We start from the raw sequence: 19,878 nt of genomic DNA, 5'->3' as shown, positions 1-19,878 counted from the left end.
TCATCACGAGGGGTCACAGTCGTCTAAATGGTGAACTTTTTGTACACAATAAAATGAAAAACGTTGAAAACAGGACTTTAACGTTCTGATTTCAAGCACATGCCGCAAAGTTTGTGCGCCTTTCCCTTAAATCTCAAAGAACGGGCTATTTTTCGGACTTTGCAGACTTTGACAAACAAGGGGAAAGAGAGGAAAATCAAGAGCGGTTAATTCACCTGTACATAACTGCGCACTATGCGTATACAAAGATAGCTTGTGTGCATAAAAAAAAGGGGGACTTTGCTTCATGCTTGACAATATTGTGCTTACGTTTCAGATTGGCTTGGCGCTCGTAGGTGCGTATCAGTTTTTTCTCACGTTCTTCGGGTGGTACCGTCCAAGAAGCAAGAAGCAATTTGCGCCGCAGAAATCGTTTGCGGTCTTGGTCGCCGCACATAACGAAGAGCAGGTCGTCGGTGCACTGATCGAGAATCTGAAGGCGCTAGACTATCCGAAAGAGCTGTATGACATCTTCGTGATTTGTGACAACTGTACTGACAATACGGCCGCGATTACCCGCAGCCACGGTGTCTATGCGATGGAACGCCACAACCCGAACCTGAGAGGGAAAGGGTATGCGATCGAATGGATGCTGAAGGAGCTTTGGAAGCGCGAGCGCCAGTATGACGCCGTCGTGATGTTCGACGCCGACAACTTGGCCAGCCCGGACTACCTGCTTCACATGAACAATGATCTTTGCTCCGGTTCCCGCGTTATTCAAGCTTATCTGGACAGCAAGAACCCGAACGATTCCTGGGTTACCGGTTCCTATGCGATTTCGTATTACTTCGCCAACCGTTTCTGGCAGATGCCCCGCACGAACTTGGGTCTGGCCAACTATTTGGGCGGAACAGGCATGTGCTTCGAATCCAAGCTGCTGAAGCAGATTGGTTGGGGAGCTACTTCGCTTGTCGAGGACTTGGAGTTCTCCATGCGCTGCATCAAAATGGGCATCAGACCGACTTACAACTACGATGCGGTTGTGTACGACGAGAAGCCGCTGACGTTCAAGGCTTCGGCCAAACAGCGCCTGCGCTGGATGCAAGGACACTTCGACGTGGCCAAGCGCTACTTCTTCCCGCTGCTGTGGCAAGGGATCCGTGAAGGCAGCTGGACGAAGATCGACGCGGCGATTTATTCCGCCAACGTTTATAACTTTTTCTTCGGGGCGATCATTACCGTCATGTTGTGGATCAAATCCGTCACGCCAGGCTGGTCGGAGACGCCGATTCTGGCCGATGTCAATCCGGTTTTATTCAACACCGTGAGCTTTGCGACGTTCTTGATGCTGCCGTTCTCCATGATGATCGAGAAATCGCCGCGCGCCGTCTATAAATATTTAATTTTGTACCCGATATTCATGATATCCTGGTGGCCGATTACGTTCTATGCGTTCTTCACGCAAAACAACAAACAATGGAGCCATACCGAGCATACGCGGGTCATTCGGCTGGACGAAATGAAAAGTAAACAAGTCAGTTGACTTTTCAATTACAAGATGATATTATACTTCAAGTAAAAGCAGAAGCGCCCGCTTCTCACCTGACCGACTGTGCAGTTGGCTGGTTTGAATGAATCATCATGAATGCTCAATAGGTTGTTCATAACCTGTTATTGATGAAGATGTGGGCCGCTTTGCGCCCGCATCTTTTTTACATTCCGATAGAGAGTTACATACTTTATGGAGGTGGAATACGATTAGCAAAGACCATATGATTAACGAGGAAATTCGCGTGAAGGAAGTACGCCTGATCGGGGCGGACGGAGAACAACTCGGCATTGTGCCGATTCGCGAAGCTCTGCAAATCGCACAAGACGCGAACTTGGATTTGGTGAATGTGGCTCCGACGGCTAAGCCGCCTGTATGCCGCATCATGGATTACGGGAAATTCCGTTACGAAACGCAGAAGAAAGAGAAAGAAGCTCGCAAGAACCAGAAAGTTGTGGATATCAAAGAGATTCGCTTAAGCGCGACAATCGATGAGCATGATTTCCAAACGAAGCTTCGCAATGCGATTAAATTTCTTGGCGACGGCGATAAAGTGAAAGCCAGCGTCAGATTCCGCGGGCGCGAGATCGCGCACTCGGAGATTGGTCGCAGAGTGCTTGAACGTCTGGCTGCTGAAACAGCGGACATTTCCTCGCAGGAGCGCGCTCCTAAGCTTGAGGGAAGAAGCATGATCATGATCTTAACGCCGAAGGCTACAACATAGCTACAACATTGGCGAGAGTATACTAAATTAGGAGGAACAACACATGCCGAAAATGAAAACACACAGCAGCTTGAAAGGCCGGTTCAAAATTACGGGCACAGGCAAAGTGCTGAGATACAAACAAGGTAAGAACCACTTGCTATCCGGTAAGTCTTCTCGTACAAAACGCGTTTTGTCCACGAACCCTGTTATGGCTCCTGGCGATGTACGTCGTTTGAAACAACAACTCGCTAACATCAAGTAATTTCTGAATTCGAACATTATTTATACATCCCAGGAGGTAGTTAACAATGGCAAGAGTCAAGGGCGGATTTATTCGCGCTCACCGTCGCAAGAAAATTTTGAAACTGGCAAAAGGTTACTTCGGTTCCAAACACCGTTTATTTAAAACAGCTAAAGAGCAAGTTATGAAGTCTTTGGTGTACGCATACCGTGACCGTCGCACAACGAAACGTAATTTCCGCAGACTGTGGATTACACGTATCAACGCTGGCGCTCGTCAAAACGGTTTGAGCTACAGCAAATTGATGCACGGCCTGAAATTGGCTGGTATCGACATCAACCGCAAAATCTTGGCTGATTTGGCTGTAAACGATGCGAAAGCATTCAACGATTTGGCTACAGCTGCAAAAGCAAAAGTAAACGCGTAAGCTTCGCTTCGCGCTTCAGAAAGCTTGTCCCTTGGAGGGGCAAGCTTTTTTTATTTGCCCAGGATTGCGGCGGTAAAAAGGTGGAATGTATTCTAAATTTCCTACAGAATCGTTAGCGGCGGACCTGCTGTATGGCCCACGGGCGACCAGGCCTACATGGCCGGCATGCAGTGCCGCCATAGAACACCGCACTGCGTCATATGGCGTTACCGGTGACATCCTGCCCGCGTACGGCGGGATCAAGTTGCCGGCAGCTCCTTGCTCTCATCGGGAGAAGGCCGCTTCTTCAGCTTGCGGAGCAGGATCGCGATGAACATGGCGAAGGGGAGCGCCACTTGGAAGATAGGAAACAGCTTGACGCTGACCGCCAGTCCCAACCACACATGGAAGGTATAGCTAGGCTCAAAGAAGGAAGAAATGAAAATCACGATACCGACGAAGCATACGGAATACTTGCTGTTCCCTCTCATCAGCTGAGAGACGCCATAAGCAGCGGCCCAGTAGAAAGCCGCCAATTTAACGAACAGGCCGAGAAACAGCAGCAGAGTGACGAATACATCCAGCCTCTCGAAGATATCCCCGACCTGAATGAGCTGCACGGTTTGCAGGAAGGGCAGCGTGCTGTTGCCGATGAGGGAGGGGCCAAGCACTAACAAATTAATTATATTCATGCCAATAAGAAATAGGGCGACCCCAAGATAAGAAATGGTACTGATTCGGTTAATCTTCTTCTTGTCGGCCATGAGATGCCAGAACATCAGGAAGACGACCATTTGACCGAATGGAAAGGAAACCAAATCAGGAAAGGCCGCCTTCAGGATAGGCGTGAGGCCCTTCTCCATCACCGGCTGAATATGTTCCAAACTCATCAATCTTGAGCCGAAAATAAGCAGGGAGAGTACGCCATAACTGATAAGCACAGGCAGTATCAAGCTTTCGACGACGCGGCAGAAGGTCTCGATCCCCATGATAATCATATAGGTGGCCAATAACATAACGAGCAGCATGACGACGAACTTCGGCGTTTGCGCGAGCAGCGTTACGCTCGTAATTTCGCCGAAGTCGCGCACATTACGCATGGACTCGTAGGCGAAGTAAATGGTGAAGCAGATGCTTAGAATGCCTCCGGCAATTTTGCCGAAGCACATACGCAGGAGAACGATGAGCGACTGGTCAGGGGCGATGCTTTGGATATAGAGAAACAACCGCAAGAGAAGCAAACCGAATACCGCCGCGCAAAGCATGGCGATCCAGGAATCCTGCTTGGCTTTGCTGCCGATGGCGAACAGAGGCGTGCTGCCGATTTGGAAAAGAATGATCATAACGCCTATTTGGTAGTTGCTGATTCGTTCCATGCCGATCCCCCTTCTTCCGTCGCCTTATGGATTATCGCTTTCAATAAGCTGCTTGACCGATTTGTTGTTCATGCCGATGTTCTCGATCTCGACCCGAATCGTGACATCCATCTGAATTCGCGCGAAATGATCGCCCCAGTCAGGCTGTAACTTCGCCCAGGCTTTGGGATCTTTCCGGTGGATGAGCCCTGCGAATCCAAGAACATCCGCTTTCATGGCTTGCGCTTTATGCAAAGAATTTTGCATCAGATCGGAGATGGTACCGCTGATGAGTTCCTCCAATTTGCGGGTTCCTTCCGGTTTGGAAGCATCGACCATACAGCCGTTCTCGACCAGATTCCCGCTCGCTCTAACCTCTGCCTTTATAAGCCATGCTCCTTGGTTATAAACAGGAACAACCTTGGTTGAAGCTTTGTTGATGCGAATAGCCGAGAGGGATTGCTTACTGTCCTTCGTACAAGCGAAAAATAGAATGGATTGCTTAATATCGCCCTTAATCCAGTTGAGGCCATAGCCTTCATGCCCTGTCATCCAACCGATGAGCTTGTCTTTTTGGAAAATGCCGATGCGGCCCATTTTCAGCTTCGTATCGAAATTTGTGTTTTTTAATTTTTCGATGGAGGTGGACTCGTTGCCTGTTCCTGAGATATACACTTCGGGCAGCATACTATAACCGGAGTCTCCCTGCATTCCCATTGCGAATTGATAGATCATCACTTGTTTCAGGTTGCCGTCGGTTTTGTCCTCGTTAAGCACCATGTTCTGCAGGGCAGCGCCCGGGATCTTCTCGAGCGGCAGCAGCTGCTCCAGCACATTGCGGCCTTTGTCTCTGCTGACGAGCAAGGTGACCGTTTCCCGGGAATTGGCGCTTCGCAAGTAGACTTCAATGATCGGCGAAATCCCTTTGCGGGCGGCGCTTTCGCCAATGATCACAGCCCGATTGTGCGCGAAGAACATTCTTCGAGGCATCTCCAGAGAAGCTCTTTGCACGGCTTCCTGGATGGAATCTCCGGTTGTGGAGAACACCATGACAGGCGCTTGCTGCATGCCGGTTCCGCTCATATTGGAGATGGATTGAGGGATGACGACCTGGTAGGAGACCTGCCAGTGATCTTCGACCCAATCGATAGCGGTAGCGGAAGCGATTGCGATCTTATTCAGTTCTTTCCGGTCCCAGCAGCCCGTGCACGAGCAGCAGATGACGATAGCGATGATGATGGTCCATACCGCCCGGCGCTTGAAGCTCATGATTTCCGGCCCTCCGTGTTATTTTTTCTTTGACGTTTTGGCGGGAGGAGGCTGTCGGTACACATTTTGGCTCAGTCCTTCAGGCCTTGTGAGTAATCTCCGCCAAGGAAGCCGGATGAAGATATCCTTCAAATTCGCCGGAATCAGCGGAGAAACCGGCGCCATATAAGGGACGCCGAACGATTTAATGGAGCACATGTGTATAAGAATGAACATGCATCCGAATAAGATGCCGAAGAGTCCCAGCAGTCCGGCCATCATCATGAGCATGAAGCGGATCAGTCTTGCCGCAACCGCAAGATTAATCGCCGGTGTGACAAAGTTGGAAATCGCTGTAAAAGATACCACGATCACCATCGCCGCTGATACGAGCCCGGCCTGCACCGCCGCCTGACCGAGCACCAGAGCCCCTACAATGGAGATCGCGGGGCCAACGACGCGCGGCATCCGTACGCCCGCCTCACGCAGCACCTCGAACGTAATCTCCATCAGAAACGCTTCCACGAGGGCAGGGAAAGGAACTCCTTCCCTTTGGGCGGCGAGGGAAATCAGCAGGGTGGTGGGCAGCATCTCCTGATGAAAAGTCGTGATCGCGATATAGAGAGACGGCAGCAGCATGGAGACGAAGAAAGAAGCATACCGAAGGAGACGCACGAATGAAGCTATATCATACCGCTGGTAATAGTCCTCGCTGGATTGCAGGAATTTGTAGAAGGTGATGGGCGCCATCAAAGCGAAGGGGGTACCGTCGACAAGGATCAACAGCTGACCTTCCAGAATTCCCGCTGCCGCCGCATCGGGGCGTTCGGTGTTCAGCAGGGTAGGAAAAGGCGTATAGCCCTTGTCCTCGATAAATTCCTCAATGTAAGAGCTCTCTAGTATGCTGTCGGTATCAATAAGCGAAAGCCGTCTGCGCGTTTCATTCAACACCTTTTCATTCACGATGCCGGTGATGTAGGTGATGATGATTTCGGTACGGGTCAGACGACCGATCTTCATGCTTTCAAAGCGGAGGTCCGGAGACTTGATCTTCCTGCGCAGCAAAGCCAGATTCGTCCGGATATCTTCCGTGAAACTTTCCTTGGGTCCGCGAATCACTGTTTGCGTCTGCGGTTCTTCGATTGCGCGCTTCTCCCAGCCGGTCGTACAGGCGATGAAGGCTTCGTCGAAGCCGTCGATCAAGATGGCGGTGCCGCCTTCCAGAATGGCGCTGAGCACCTCAAGCTCATGCTTAGCCTCAAATAGCTCGCTGACGGTAATGGTTTGCTGCAGAATTTCATGAATCCCGCAATATTGTTCACTGACCGATTCCGTGGCTTTGACGTTTAAGAGAGGTTGGATGAGATGCTTATGAATAGATTCGGATTGCGCGAGCCCGTCGATGTACATGAGCGCAAGGGAGTAGTGATCCTGCGTTACCTGCATATCGAGCAAGCGAATAATGATATCGGGAGAATCGCCGAGCATTTCCTGCAGTTTCGAAAGGTTGGCGTGCAAATCCTGTGATAATGGGATGGCGGGTTTCAGAGAAGATTTCATCAGCAGAAGCCCTCGTTTCCTGAATTGGTAGTATCTTCCCACACATTCGAGCGTTTTATTCGATAAGCCCTATTGACTAATGCTCCGGCGATGCATATAATAGTCCTTAATCATCTTATCTGATGAGCTACACGAATGAATCGGCTATGAAGAGGAAGAAGTCATAAGGGCACTTATGCGCAGAGAGCGTTGGGCTTGCTGAAACCATCGCCTTAATCCCTTACGTACGAAGTCACCTCGGAGCTGTTTTCCTGAAACTTGCAGTTCGGCTGCAAGCAGTAGGGAGAATCGGAAGAGCACACGTTATCGTGCTGAGGGTATGATTCATGACGAACATACCTGCTAAGGCTATGTGCTGTGAGGCGCGTAGCAAATTTGGGTGGTACCACGGAAGCTTAAACCCCTTTCGTCCCGTTTAACACGTTATACGCGTGTCCGGGATGAATGGGGTTTTTCTTATTCTCTAAAGAAGCACGATGTATGACAAGTACTTATTTTTTGAGAGGAGGATCACAATGAATGTTCAAACTGAACCAAAGAGGTCTAAGGAAGAACTAATTGACAAGCTGACGAAGCCGGACCTGATCACAGGCTCCGAAATTCTGCTAAGAAGCTTATTGCTGGAGGGTGTGGACTGCGTCTTCGGCTATCCGGGCGGCGCTGTTCTGTACATTTACGATGCGATGCATGGCTTTTCCGATTTCAACCACCTGCTGACAAGACATGAGCAAGGAGCCATTCATGCTGCCGACGGCTACGCGCGTTCCACAGGCAAAGTTGGCGTATGTATCGCTACATCAGGACCGGGGGCGACGAACCTCGTCACGGGGATCGCGACGGCTTACATGGATTCCGTTCCGCTTGTTGTCATCACAGGGAACGTTGCAACGAACTTTATTGGTACGGACGCTTTCCAAGAAGCTGACATTACAGGCATTACGATGCCGATTACGAAGCACAGCTACCTGGTTAGGGACGTAAACGATCTGCCGCGCATCATTCATGAAGCGTTCCATATTGCGAACTCCGGTCGTAAAGGTCCGGTTCTCATTGACATACCAAAGGATGTCTCCGCTCATAAAACGATATTTAAGCCCGTAACGGAAGTCAACATCCGCGGCTACAATCCGACGGTACAGCCGAACAAGCTGCAAGTCGACAAGCTGCTTAAGGCGATTGAAGAATCGGAGCGTCCGGTCATTATCGCAGGCGGCGGCGTTGTATACGCAGACGCATCCAAGGAATTGATCGAGTTCGTGAATGCGACGCAAATTCCGGTAGCAACGACGCTGCTCGGACTGAGCGGCTTCCCAAGCGCGCACGAGCTGTGGCTCGGTATGCCGGGGATGCACGGAACTTACACGGCGAACACCGCTATCCAGAATGCGGACCTCATCATCTCCATCGGCTCGAGATTCGATGACCGCGTAACGATGAACTTGAACGGTTTCGCTCCTAAGGTGAAAACGATCGCTCATATCGATGTGGATCCTGCGGAAATCGGCAAGAACGTGAAGACGGACATTCCGTGCGTCGGCGATGTGAAGACCGTTCTGGCTCTGGCGAATCAGAAAGCCAAGCCGGCTAAGAGCGCAGCATGGATTGCCGAAGTTCAAGCGAACAAAGAGAAGTTCCCGCTGAAGTACGGCGATACCGAGACGGAACTGAAACCGCAATACGTTGTTGAGATGATCAGCGAGACAACGAAAGGCGAAGCGATCGTAACGACGGACGTCGGTCAACATCAGATGTGGGCGGCACAGTTCTACAAATTCAAGAACCCGCGCTCCTTGGTAACGTCCGGCGGACTTGGCACCATGGGCTTCGGCTTCCCTTCCGCGATCGGCGCGCAAATGGGCAACCCGGACAAACTGGTTGTATCCATCAATGGCGACGGCGGCGTTCAAATGTGCGCGCAAGAGCTTGCGATCTGTGCGATTCACAACATTCCGGTGAAGATTGTGATTCTCAACAACCAAGTGCTCGGCATGGTTCGCCAATGGCAGGAAATCATTTACGATAACCGCTACAGCCACATCGATTTGGCCGGCAGCCCGGATTTCGTAAAACTTGCGGAAGCTTACGGCGTCAAAGGTCTGCGTGCCACGACGAAGGAAGAAGCAAGAAAAGCTTGGCAGGAAGCGCTTGACACACCTGGACCGGTCTTGATTGATTTCGTCGTGCCAAAAGGAGAGAACGTGTTCCCGATGGTTAAAGCAGGCGATACAATTAGCGACATGTTAATGGGGGATTCGGAATGATGACGACAACTAAACATACGATTTCCGTACTCGTAAACAATCAGCCCGGTGTTCTGCAGCGCGTTTCCGGATTGTTCGGACGCCGCGGCTTCAATATTGAAAGTATTACCGTAGGAGAGTCCGAAGAACTCGGACTTTCCCGGATGGTTATCGTCACGACGGGGGATGACAGCACGCTGGAGCAAATTTCCAAGCAGCTGTACAAGCTGATCGACGTAATCAAAGTCGTTGACCTGAGCTCGAACCCGATGGTAGCGAGAGAGCTCGCGCTGATTAAAGTGAATGCGGAGCCGATCATGCGTCCCGAAATTCTCGGAATTGTAGAAACATTCCGCGCCGCAGTAGTCGATATTGGACCTTCTTCAATCATCGTGCAAGTTGTGGGAGATTCGGATAAAATAGATGCAATGGTAGAATTGCTTCGTCCTTATGGCATCCGCGAGCTTTCCCGTACGGGAGCTACAGCCATGATTCGCGGTTCCGTCAGATAAATAGTTTGAAATTTTAAAATAAAGCAGCAACAAAGCAGCAGGCAAGGCTCCTTGAGTGGGGCTTTGAGCGGCGGACTCTTTAGCGCTTGAAAAGGGTAAACCGTTGAAACACCCACTCAAGGGGTAGACAAAACGGATTCATCATATCAAAGGAGGATTTATACGAAATGGCAGTTACAACTTACTATGAAAAAGATGCAGACTTAGCGGTACTTAAAGGTAAAACAATCGCAGTTATTGGTTATGGTTCCCAAGGACACGCTCAAGCCCAAAACTTGCGTGACAGCGGGTTGAACGTTATCATCGGTCTTCGTGAAGGCCGTTCCTGGAACGCAGCGAAAAACGACGGTTTCGAAGTCGTAACCGTAGAAGAAGCTGCTACACGCGCTGATGTGATCCAAATCTTGATGCCGGACGAAACACAAGCTCGCGTTTACCGTGAGTCCATTCAACCGAACATGAAAAAAGGCGCAGCACTTATGTTCTCCCACGGTTTCAACATTCATTTCGGCCAAATCGTAGCTCCTGAAGGTACAGATGTATTCTTGGTTGCTCCTAAATCCCCAGGTCACATGGTACGTCGTACTTATGTTGAAGGCTTCGGCGTTCCTGGCTTGATCGCGATCGAGAAAGACGCTACTGGCAACGCGAAAGCAATCGGTCTTGCTTATGCAAAAGGTATTGGCTGTACGCGCGCAGGGGTTATCGAAACTTCCTTCCGTGAAGAAACAGAAACTGATTTGTTCGGTGAGCAAGCCGTTCTTTGCGGCGGTGCATCTGAACTCGTTAAAGCAGGTTTCGAAACATTGGTTGAAGCTGGTTATGCACCTGAAATGGCTTACTTCGAGTGCTTGCACGAGCTGAAATTGATCGTTGACATGATGTATGAAGGCGGAATCTCCTCCATGCGCAGTTCCATCTCCAACACAGCGGAGTACGGTGACTATGTAACAGGACCTCGCATCATCACAGCTGAAACGAAAAAAGAGATGAAAGCTGTTCTAGCTGACATCCAACAAGGTAAATTCGCTCGCGACTTCATCTTGGAGAACCAATCCAACTTCGCGTTCATGAACGCGACTCGCCGCAACGAAGCTCAACACCCAATCGAGGTTGTTGGTTCCCAATTGCGCGAAATGATGCACTGGATCAAAAAGTAATTGAATGCTTGATTGAATCATATAGTTATTCATCCCCACAGGGAGTGATTGCGGAGAATTTCCCAGTCACTCCCTGTGAATACTATTTAGACGAGTAAATATTTAGGAGGTGACCATGGTGCGCAAAATCTACATCTTTGATACAACACTCAGAGACGGAGAACAATCGCCAGGCGTGAATCTGAACACCCAAGAGAAGGTCGAAATCGCGCTTCAACTAGAGAAGCTGGGTGTCGATCGGATGGAGGCCGGCTTCCCGGCTGCATCACCTGGTGACTTGGCGGCCGTCAATGCCGTGGCGAGAGCGGTGAAGAACGCCTCTGTCATCGGTCTGTCCCGCTCGAAGGAGACGGACATCGAGGCGGTCCGTGAGGCGCTGCAGGGCGCTCAGGATCCGTGCATTCATTTATTTCTGGCGACTTCCCCGATCCATCGCAAGCATAAGCTGAAGATGGAGAAGCACCAGGTGCTGGAAACGGCGGAAGCCGCAATCAAATATGCGAAGAAATATTTCAGCAAAATCGAGTTCTCGCTCGAAGATGCGGGCCGTACGGAGCTGGACTTCATCGCGGAAGTGACGGCAATGGCTGTACGCGCCGGGGCTTCGGTCGTGAACATTCCGGATACGGTCGGTTATATGACGCCGTACGACTACGGCAATATTTTCAAAATGCTGAAAGAAACGGTCCCAGGCATTGAGAAAATCCAGCTGAGCGCACATTGCCATGACGATCTCGGCATGGCGACGGCGAATGCGCTGGCGGCGGTTCTGAACGGTGCCGACCAAATCGAAGGCACCATCAACGGGATCGGCGAGCGGGCAGGGAACACCTCGATCGAGGAAGTCGTGCTGGCGCTGGAAACTCGCCAGGACTTCTACCAAGCGAAGACATCGCTGGTATTGAGCGAGATCTACCGCACCAGCCGTTTGGTCAGCAAGCTGACCGGCATGGTGGTGCCAGGCAACAAAGCGATCGTCGGCGCGAACGCGTTCGCTCACGAGTCGGGCATTCATCAGGATGGCATGCTGAAAGAGAAAACGACTTACGAGATCATTTCTCCGGAGACCATCGGTGTCAAGGAAAGCAAGCTCGTCATGGGCAAGCACTCCGGCCGCCACGCCTTCCGCGAGAAATTGATCGATCTTGGCTACGACCTTGCCGAAGAGCAAGTGAACGTAGCGTTCGGCAAGTTCAAAGATTTGGCCGACCGCAAGAAGCAGGTTGAAGACGAAGATATTCGCGCACTGATCGAAGAGAAGCTGATCGAAACGCCGGAAATCTTCGCGCTGGGCACGCTGCAAGTGGCGTACGGCAACCAAATGACACCGACGGCGACCGTACATGTCCGCTTCCAAGACGGCAGCGAAGTGGCGGAAAGCGCCGTGGGCAACGGTTCCGTCGATGCGATCTATAATGCGATCGACAAGGCGACGAAGGAAGAGGTCGAGCTCGACGACTATTCCATCAAGTCGGTTTCCCACGGGAAGGATGCGCTCGGCGAGGTGCATGTCGTACTCAAGCAGAACGATGTGTCCGTTCAAGGACGGGGCATTTCGACCGACATTCTGGAAGCAAGCGCCAAGGCTTACTTGGACGCTGTGAACAGGCTCATTGATAAACGCAAGACGCCGACAAGCAACAGAAGCAATGTGACGCTGATTTAATCAGCCGATCATGATATGACGGAACGATCAGGATAAGCACCTCACCTCCAAGCTAGAGGAGGGGTGCTTTCTACAAATGCGAAAGGATGCGTCCATATATGAAATATCGATTTTCTAAATCGCTAGAAGGTTTCTCATCCTCGGCGGTACGAGAAATTCTCAAGCTGACTCAAGGCAGCTCGATCATTTCTTTTGCCGGCGGACTGCCTGCCGAAGAGTTTTTCCCATTGGACGCGGTGAGCGATGCGTTTAAACGCGTTATAGGCGGCGGGAAGTCAGCGCTGCAGTACGGCCTTACAGAAGGGTACAAGCCGCTGCGCGAGTCCTTATGCAAACGGATGGCCGCCAAGAACATGCAGGTAACGCCGGATCAAATGCTGCTCACGACGGGCTCTCAGCAAGCCATTGATCTGCTGACCCGCGTCTATATTGATGAAGGCGATATCATTCTGGTGGAAAGACCGACCTACCTAGCGGCGATTCAAGTTTTTCAGGCCAAAGGCGCCAAAATCATTTCCGTCGAGAGCGATAACGATGGCATGATTCTGGAAGATCTGGCAGCTAAGGTCGCGCAGCATAATCCGAAATTGGTCTATGTGATCCCGACGTTCTCGAATCCGGCAGGCCGTGTATGGAGCTTGGAACGCCGCCAAGGGCTGCTGAACATTTGCCGCGAGGCGGATGTGCTGATCCTGGAGGACGATCCGTACGGAGAGATTCAATTCGACGGCGATGCAACCTATCCGTCCGTCTTCTCGCTGGGCGGTGCGGCGGAAGGCGGCAATGTGGTGTATACCAGCACTTTCTCCAAAACAGTAGCGCCTGCATTCCGGACAGGCTGGGTCATGGGCGACGAAGAGATTATTCGCCAGCTTGCCCGTTTCAAGCAATCGGCCGATCTGCACTCCAGCACGATCGACCAGCAGACGCTGTATCACCTGTTGGAGCACTTCGATCTGGATGCGCATATCGCGTTGATCCGCGAGCAGTATCAAGACCGCATGACTTTCATGTCCGGCTTGCTGAAAGAGCTGAACTGGCCTGGCCTGAAGTGGGAAGATCCGAAGGGCGGCATGTTCATCTGGGTCGAGCTTCCTGAGCATATTCGCGCAGAGGAGCTGCTCAAAATCGCCGTCAAGGAAGGCGTGGCTTTCGTACCGGGCTCGACGTTCTATGCCGAGAATCCGCAGTATAACACGATGCGCTTGAACTACACGCATACGGATCGCGAGAACACGATTCTCGGGATGCAGCGGTTGGCGAAAGCGATGGAATCTTACTTACAAAGCGTATAACACAAAAAGCATCGGCAAGTGTCATCACTTGCCGATGCTTTTTTGTTATGGCCAAACCCTACATATTGATTGCGCGCACTTGTAAGCCCTTGAGTGCGACTTTGTTACCCGACGGGTCGCTGATCTTCACGGTGACTTGCTCGCCGGCCAGTAAGTCCATGAAGTTATCGCTGAAGCGGATGTTGCCCTGCGGAACGTCGATCTTCACCATGCGGGCGTGAGCGCCTTGCGCCGTGATTTGCACCGTTTGCGCAGCTTCGTCCACGATAACGCTCAGCTTGGTCTGCGGCAGCTGGAGATCCTTCTGATCGCGCAGATAGAACAGGTTGTCCGGCGCCGCCCATGCCGTTGTGCTCAGCTTAACGACCACCTCGCTTGGCGAAGCGCCTCCCAGCACATCGGCTTCTTCCAGGCTGCCGAGCATGACGGCTGCATTCGCCGCTACTTGAGCCGGGAACGTATGGCTGAACAGCTCCTCGCCTGCGAAGTTCAACACCGTCAGCACGACATCTCCGGCCAGCACGTCCAGCGTGTCGTTAACCGCCCAGACGCGAAGCGGTTGTCCTGGCTCGTGATCGAGTGAAAGCAGCAGCGGGTGATAAAACTTTTTGGCATAGTAGAAAGAAGCTTTCGGCAGCAGCTCATAGTCGATCAGCGACCAGCTCGTTCCCGGCCAGCTGTCGTTGAGCTGCCATACGAGCGATCCGCTCGTCCGGTGCTTGTTGCGCCGGTAGTGCTCGATACCGTATTTCAAGCCCTCGGCTTGGGTCAGCATGGAGAAGTTCATATACGCCTCGATGTCGGACGGAATGCCGGTGTAGCCTTCCATAAGCAGGATGCCCTTCTGATGATTCGTATCCTTGTTCCGATACGCCATTTCTACGCTGTTCCAATAAAACTGGCCGTCCGGAATATTTTTCTCCAGCGTGTACCGGTTCGCGGAAGCGTGCATGCCGAATTCACTGCTGAAGAGGGTGAAGTCTTTCTTGTAATTTTTGAACGTGACGCCTTCGATACTGTAATCCAGAAGCGGTGCATCGCCGAACTGGCGAGGATAGACAGAACCGTGCCACACCTGCCAATTATGCCGGTCGCCGACATCGGGATCGTTCGCGTCATTGCCGCCGAATGGGGAGGAAGGCCAGTAAGCGCGGCTGTCATCGAGCAGCTCCAGCGCCTCCGGGATCAGTTCATGATAGATGATTTCCCCCCAGAACGGGCAGTCAATGTCGCCTCCGGACGATTTCATATCGTAGAGCCAGTCAATTTCGTTGTTTCCGCACCATAAAGCCAGGGACGTATAATTGCGTAACCGCTTGATGTTGTAGACGACTTCTCGGCGTACGTTCTCCATGAAGTCATGGTTATAATCAGGGAATAACGCGTTCGCGAAGGCAAAATCCTGCCAAACGAGCACACCGCGCTTGTCGCACTCTTCATAGAACACGTCTTTCTCATAAATGCCGCCGGCCCAAATACGCAGCATATTCATATGGGACGTGACGGAGAGATCGATCAAATCCCGGTAGCGCTGATCCGGAATGCTGCCGATGAAGTGATCGGCAGGAATCCAGTTCGCACCTTTAGCGAACAGCTTCACGCCGTTAAGGATGAAAGCGAACGCGTTCCTGCCTTGGTCATCCTGCAGCTGGAGTTCGATCGTCCGAATCCCGAAGGCTTTCTTATAACGGTCTACGAGCTCACCGTCGGCATAGAGCAGAACCTCCAGCTCGTACAAGTACGGCTCGCCGAGATCATGCGTCCACCATAGTCGGGGATTCGCAATATCGAGCGTGAAGGCATGGGTGGATGCCCTGCTCCCGCTTGCTTCAATCGCGCTCGCCGAGGCGGCAACTTGGCCGTCATGCGCTAGCAGGCGCACTTCATATTCCCGCTCAATGCCCTTGCGGAAAGAGATGGCATCCACGTCGACCGCAATCGATGCGGCGGACTCGGAGCGCGATACCGTTCTGGCGAACACGCTGTCCAGCTTGGCCAGGCGCTTGCGTTCAAGGCGAACCTTCCCCCAGATGCCGACAGTAACCATGCGCGGACCCCAATCCCAGCCGAAATTCATCGCGGCTTTGCGCAGCCAAGGCCGTTCCTTCGTATAGGAGGACCATTGAACAAGCTCTTTGTCCCGGTTGTGCAAATATAACGGATCGAATTTGACGGCGATCGTATTCTTGCCATCCACAAGCACACGCGTCACATCGAACGTATAGCCCATCAGCATATTGTTCGTCGTGCCGATTTCCTTACCGTTGACATAGATCGTGGCGAAGGTGTCGAGGCCTTCGAACGTCAGTTCGTGCTTCTCGCCCGGATTCGCTTCGAACGAATAGTTGAAGGCGCAGCGGTACCACCACTCCTTCTTCTCGATCCATCGGCTCTTCGCATCGTTATGTCCGAAATAAGGGTTATCGATAAGCCCGCGCTCGATAAGAGCGGAATGCACATCGCCAGGTACCTGCGCTGTAATCCAGAAGCGGTCGTCCAGTCCGGCTGCCGCTACTTCGAGCGGCCTAGCCTCGCCAACCTCGAATTGTTGAAGTCTCCATAAGCCTGATAATTCCATGTGTTGTTCTCTCCCTTGATTGTTGGTGCCTTATGATAGAGGAGTCAGCTTAACCTGTTTGACAGCTTCCTCCCTGAATTCGCTTGGCGTTTTCCCCGTGAACTTTTTGAACACTTGACTGAAATACTTGATATCCTCGAATCCTACCGCGCCCGCAACTTCGGCGACTTTGGCCGGGGATACCGCGAGAATTTCCATCGCCCGGTTGATTTTCTGCCGGGTCACATAGTCGCCGAAGGTAATGCCGGCTTCCTTCTTGAACACTTCGCTCAAATGGTTCGGATGCAGATGAACGAATTTGGCGACCTGCTGCAGACTCACGTCTTTGCCCAAATTTTGCTGGATGTAAGCCATCGCTTTCTGGGTATGCGTCGCTTGGCCTTCCCCAAGCCTATGGTGGTAGAGCTCCATGAGGGCGAGCAGGTGCTGGAACAGCACGTCTTTCAGCCCGGTGCCGCGGTGCAGGACGAGCGGACCCACCTGTTCCTCGATGCTGCCGGTGCGCCCAGTAGCGGCCATCACGCGCTCGAGCCAGCGATGCGCCGATAGCGCGGCGGAGCGGGTCAAGGACTCCAGGGATTCGATCGTCATCTGCGGATCTTCCAGCTCCGGCTGCATATACCGGTGCACCCAGTTTTTCAGTGCAATGGAGTCGTTCTCGAGCAGAATGGCGGAAAGCTCCCGTTCCTCCTCATGGGAACAGACCGTCTTGCCTCCTTTGCGAACGACAATATCCGAATAATCCAGGATGGATGTCTCCAAAAGCGGTTTATAGCTATGGGCATATTCAGCTGCTGTATAAGATTCATGCAAATCTTCAGCCCGATGAACCGGCTTTCCGATCGAGAGGCATACTTTGCATTTGAGCAGCCGCTCAATTTTGTCCAGCGCCGCCTGAGGAGGAGCGTAAGCCTCGGAGCCGGCTTTCTGCTGCATAGCGACAACAATCCGCTGCTTGTGAATCAAAGTCTCGCAGCGGATCAGCTCATGCAGCATATTATCTACGGCGAATAAGAGCAGAGAGGTCGCAGCCGCCGACTCATCCCAGCCTTCCGCGGTCACCATGCAGACGTGAAAGAGGCTGCCCTCTGCATCCGGTTGAGGAAGTAAGCGCGGCAAATATTCGGATAACAGATTGGCATCCATAGCTGCCGTCGCGCCTTCAATCACCAGCTGTTCGAATAGCCGGTTGCGGATCTCTTTATTTTTGTACTGATCTTGGTTATGGTGCTTCCACTTCTGTTCAATGCTCTGCTTGACCTTGAGCACGGTCTTCATGATTTCTTCGGGACGGCTGGATTTCAGCAAATAGTCGCTGACGCCCTGCCTGATCGCCTGCTGCATATAGACGAAATCGTCATAGCCCGAGAGAATGATCGTTTCGATTTCCGGCAGCAGTTCTTTGGCCTTGGCGGCAAGCTCCAGACCGTTCATATGCTTCATGCGAATGTCGGTCAACAGAATATGAGGATGCTCCTCTGGCATACGCCGCAGCGCTTCTTCCGCCGAGGCGGCCGGTGCCAGCAAATCGATCCCGATCTCTTTCCATTTGATGACCTTCGCAAGTCCCGTACGAATGATGACTTCATCGTCAACGATCATGATTCTCATGGCGTTCCTCCAATATTGGTATGACAAATGAAACGCAGGTGCCCGCTTGCCATTTGCTCTCGACCGTCAGGCCGGATTCGGGTCCATAATGCAGCTGCAGCCGTTCATGCACATTGCGCATACCGTAGCTTGCATCGGCTGCCGGCAGGCCATGCTGCGGATTCAAGCTGGCCCGGACTGCGGTCAGCTGCTCCTCGGTCATCCCGATGCCGTCATCCATGACTTTGAAATGGATCATAGATCCTTTTTGCTCGATATAGATGGCTATGTTGCCCTTGACCTCTTTCTTCTGAATGCCATGAATCATCGCATTCTCGACCAGCGGTTGAAGCAGCAGCTTCAGCATATAGGTGTTATTCAGCGCAGCGTCGACGGTGTAGGCAACCTCGAATTCATCGGGGAAGCGAATCGACTGCACGAGGACATAATTCCGAATATGGGCGATCTCTTGAGCGACGGTGCAGTATTCCTTGCCTTTGTTCAAGCTGAACCGCAGGAAGTCGCTCAATGCCCCGACCATCTCGGCAATGCGTTCCTCCTCAGCGAGCAGTGCGATCCAATGAATGGACGACAGCGTATTGTACAGAAAATGCGGATTGATTTGCGCCTGCAGCGCTCGCATGTCCGCTTCCTTTTTGCGCGTCTCCTCATGAATGAGCTGCTTCTTGAGCGCTTCGATATGCGTGCCCAGCATATTGTAGCTCTGTGCGAGCCTTCCGATTTCATCCCGCGAATCCGCTGCATATTGCGGCAGGGGCTCGTTGGGATTAATTTTGCTGAGCAGACGTGTTAGAACGCGAAGCGGATTCGTCACCCGTTGAATCACGAACAATGTCAGCACAACGTTCGTCAGCACAGCCAGCACGACGGCGATGCCGGATAGCTGCAAAATATACCTGTTTTGTGCGCGATAGAGCTGAGAGGGGATGATACCGAGCAGCGTCCATCCGATGGAAGGCTCCCGGTAATACAGCACATTCTGCTTGTCCTTCCCTTGGCCGTAGGTCCACTCGCCGAAAGGCTTCGCTTGGATGTTCTTGCTGACGCCGGGGAAGATCGACTCGACAGGCAGGGTAAGCCAGCTCTTGTCGGTCGCCGACATAATGTCATTGCGTGTGTTGAGCAACGCTACCTGCCCGTGGCCTTCGGCCAGCTTCGGTTCGGACCAGATGCGGGACAGCACCTGCTCGTCGAGCGTAATCGAGAGCCATCCCAGCGTTTGATAATTGTTATAGCTGCGGTAAGGACGAATGAAGGAAAACACCCGCCGATCGCCTAAATAATTTTGGATATGATACAGATTCGTCCACGTTTTATCCTTGATCTGACCGATATCGACCATTTCAAGCATGTTCGTTTTGTAAATCGTCGACGTGGAGAGAGGGTCGCTTGCATTCGGATTGTTTGAAAAGATCGTAATGTTTGAAATGTAATCCTTGGAGTAAACGAGATTGGTCATGAGGCCTAAAATTTTGATTTTGGCCGTTTCGTCCGGTCTATTCATATACGCCTGAACTTCGCTTTGTCCGATGAGGAAGAGCGACATGTTCTCCACATCCTGCAAAATGAAACGGAATTTGGCGTCCATCTGCGCCAGTGTGTCCAGGCCCGCCTGCTGGGCCTTCTCCTCCGTAATGTTGGAGGAGATGACGAAGGCGAACGTACCGAGGAACAGCAAAGGGATCAATGTCGTCATGAGCATAATGACGGATAGTTTGCTTCTCAGCGAATCGCCGAACCATTTGACCATAACGCTATTGACCTCCTTAGCT

At 52.0% G+C, this 19,878-nt stretch carries 15 protein-coding genes; 9 read left to right on the top strand and 6 right to left on the bottom strand.

The window, feature by feature from the left end:
• The first annotated feature begins 286 nt into the window (after nt 1-286).
• From J2X61_RS01560 to rplT, 4 genes are all read left to right on the top strand, one after another.
• A complete protein-coding gene (locus J2X61_RS01560; protein ID WP_274466759.1) occupies nt 287-1,522 on the top strand; it encodes a glycosyltransferase family 2 protein in 1,236 nt (411 codons plus the stop codon).
• A gap of 229 nt (nt 1,523-1,751) precedes the next feature.
• Nucleotides 1,752-2,252: a translation initiation factor IF-3 gene (gene infC, locus J2X61_RS01555; RefSeq protein WP_274466758.1), complete on the top strand. Its 501-nt coding sequence runs from the start codon at nt 1,752-1,754 to the stop codon at nt 2,250-2,252.
• A gap of 43 nt (nt 2,253-2,295) precedes the next feature.
• Entirely contained in the window at nt 2,296-2,496 is a 201-nt protein-coding gene (gene rpmI, locus J2X61_RS01550) for a 50S ribosomal protein L35 (RefSeq protein WP_274466757.1), read from the top strand.
• Between the two features lie 46 nt (nt 2,497-2,542).
• A complete protein-coding gene (gene rplT, locus J2X61_RS01545; protein ID WP_274466756.1) occupies nt 2,543-2,902 on the top strand; it encodes a 50S ribosomal protein L20 in 360 nt (119 codons plus the stop codon).
• Nucleotides 2,903-3,141: 239 nt separating this feature from the next.
• On the opposite strand, the gene J2X61_RS01540 is transcribed toward rplT, so the two are convergent.
• The 3 genes from J2X61_RS01540 to J2X61_RS01530 are packed head-to-tail and all read right to left on the bottom strand — an operon-like array spanning nt 3,142 to nt 7,044.
• The gene (locus tag J2X61_RS01540) at nt 3,142-4,257 is read right to left on the bottom strand and encodes a GerAB/ArcD/ProY family transporter (RefSeq protein ID WP_274466755.1); all 1,116 of its coding nucleotides are present in this window, start codon (nt 4,255-4,257) and stop codon (nt 3,142-3,144) included.
• A 24-nt stretch (nt 4,258-4,281) separates the two neighbouring features.
• Nucleotides 4,282-5,505 carry a Ger(x)C family spore germination protein gene (locus tag J2X61_RS01535; RefSeq protein ID WP_274466753.1) on the bottom strand — a complete coding sequence of 408 codons (1,224 nt, stop codon included), beginning with the start codon at nt 5,503-5,505 and terminating at the stop codon, nt 4,282-4,284.
• A gap of 18 nt (nt 5,506-5,523) precedes the next feature.
• The gene (locus tag J2X61_RS01530) at nt 5,524-7,044 is read right to left on the bottom strand and encodes a spore germination protein (protein WP_274466752.1); all 1,521 of its coding nucleotides are present in this window, start codon (nt 7,042-7,044) and stop codon (nt 5,524-5,526) included.
• A 515-nt stretch (nt 7,045-7,559) separates the two neighbouring features.
• Here J2X61_RS01530 and ilvB point away from each other — a divergent pair.
• The 5 genes from ilvB to J2X61_RS01505 all read left to right on the top strand — a co-directional run bounded on the left by ilvB (nt 7,560) and on the right by J2X61_RS01505 (nt 13,917).
• Nucleotides 7,560-9,305 carry a biosynthetic-type acetolactate synthase large subunit gene (ilvB, locus tag J2X61_RS01525; protein WP_274466751.1) on the top strand — a complete coding sequence of 582 codons (1,746 nt, stop codon included), beginning with the start codon at nt 7,560-7,562 and terminating at the stop codon, nt 9,303-9,305.
• Nucleotides 9,305-9,796 carry an acetolactate synthase small subunit gene (ilvN, locus tag J2X61_RS01520; protein WP_274467472.1) on the top strand — a complete coding sequence of 164 codons (492 nt, stop codon included), beginning with the start codon at nt 9,305-9,307 and terminating at the stop codon, nt 9,794-9,796. The genes ilvB and ilvN overlap by 1 nt, the downstream gene beginning before the upstream one ends.
• Nucleotides 9,797-9,963: 167 nt before the next feature.
• Nucleotides 9,964-10,956, top strand: coding sequence for a ketol-acid reductoisomerase (ilvC, locus tag J2X61_RS01515; RefSeq protein WP_274466750.1), 993 nt, complete (start codon nt 9,964-9,966; stop codon nt 10,954-10,956).
• A 118-nt stretch (nt 10,957-11,074) separates the two neighbouring features.
• A complete protein-coding gene (locus J2X61_RS01510) occupies nt 11,075-12,622 on the top strand; it encodes a 2-isopropylmalate synthase (RefSeq protein ID WP_274467470.1) in 1,548 nt (515 codons plus the stop codon).
• 98 nt (nt 12,623-12,720) lie between these two features.
• A complete protein-coding gene (locus tag J2X61_RS01505) occupies nt 12,721-13,917 on the top strand; it encodes an aminotransferase-like domain-containing protein (RefSeq protein WP_274466749.1) in 1,197 nt (398 codons plus the stop codon).
• Between the two features lie 58 nt (nt 13,918-13,975).
• Here the strand turns inward: J2X61_RS01505 and J2X61_RS01500 are convergent, their stop codons facing one another.
• The 3 genes from J2X61_RS01500 to J2X61_RS01490 are packed head-to-tail and all read right to left on the bottom strand — an operon-like array spanning nt 13,976 to nt 19,856.
• Complete coding sequence (locus J2X61_RS01500; protein ID WP_310185289.1) at nt 13,976-16,495, bottom strand: beta-mannosidase; 2,520 nt, start codon at nt 16,493-16,495, stop codon at nt 13,976-13,978.
• Nucleotides 16,496-16,525: 30 nt separating this feature from the next.
• The gene (locus tag J2X61_RS01495) at nt 16,526-18,106 is read right to left on the bottom strand and encodes a response regulator (RefSeq protein WP_274466747.1); all 1,581 of its coding nucleotides are present in this window, start codon (nt 18,104-18,106) and stop codon (nt 16,526-16,528) included.
• Nucleotides 18,087-19,856, bottom strand: a complete 1,770-nt coding sequence (locus J2X61_RS01490) for a sensor histidine kinase (protein WP_310185286.1) — start codon at nt 19,854-19,856, stop codon at nt 18,087-18,089. Before J2X61_RS01490 ends, J2X61_RS01495 begins: the two co-directional genes overlap by 20 nt.
• Nucleotides 19,857-19,878: the final 22 nt, after the last annotated feature.

The organism is Bacillus sp. 3255, assembly GCF_031456485.1.
Lineage (GTDB): Bacteria > Bacillota > Bacilli > Paenibacillales > NBRC-103111 > Paenibacillus_E.
The sequence above is the reverse complement of the archived record's forward strand: the minus strand, read 5'-3'. Positions and strand labels throughout refer to the sequence as shown.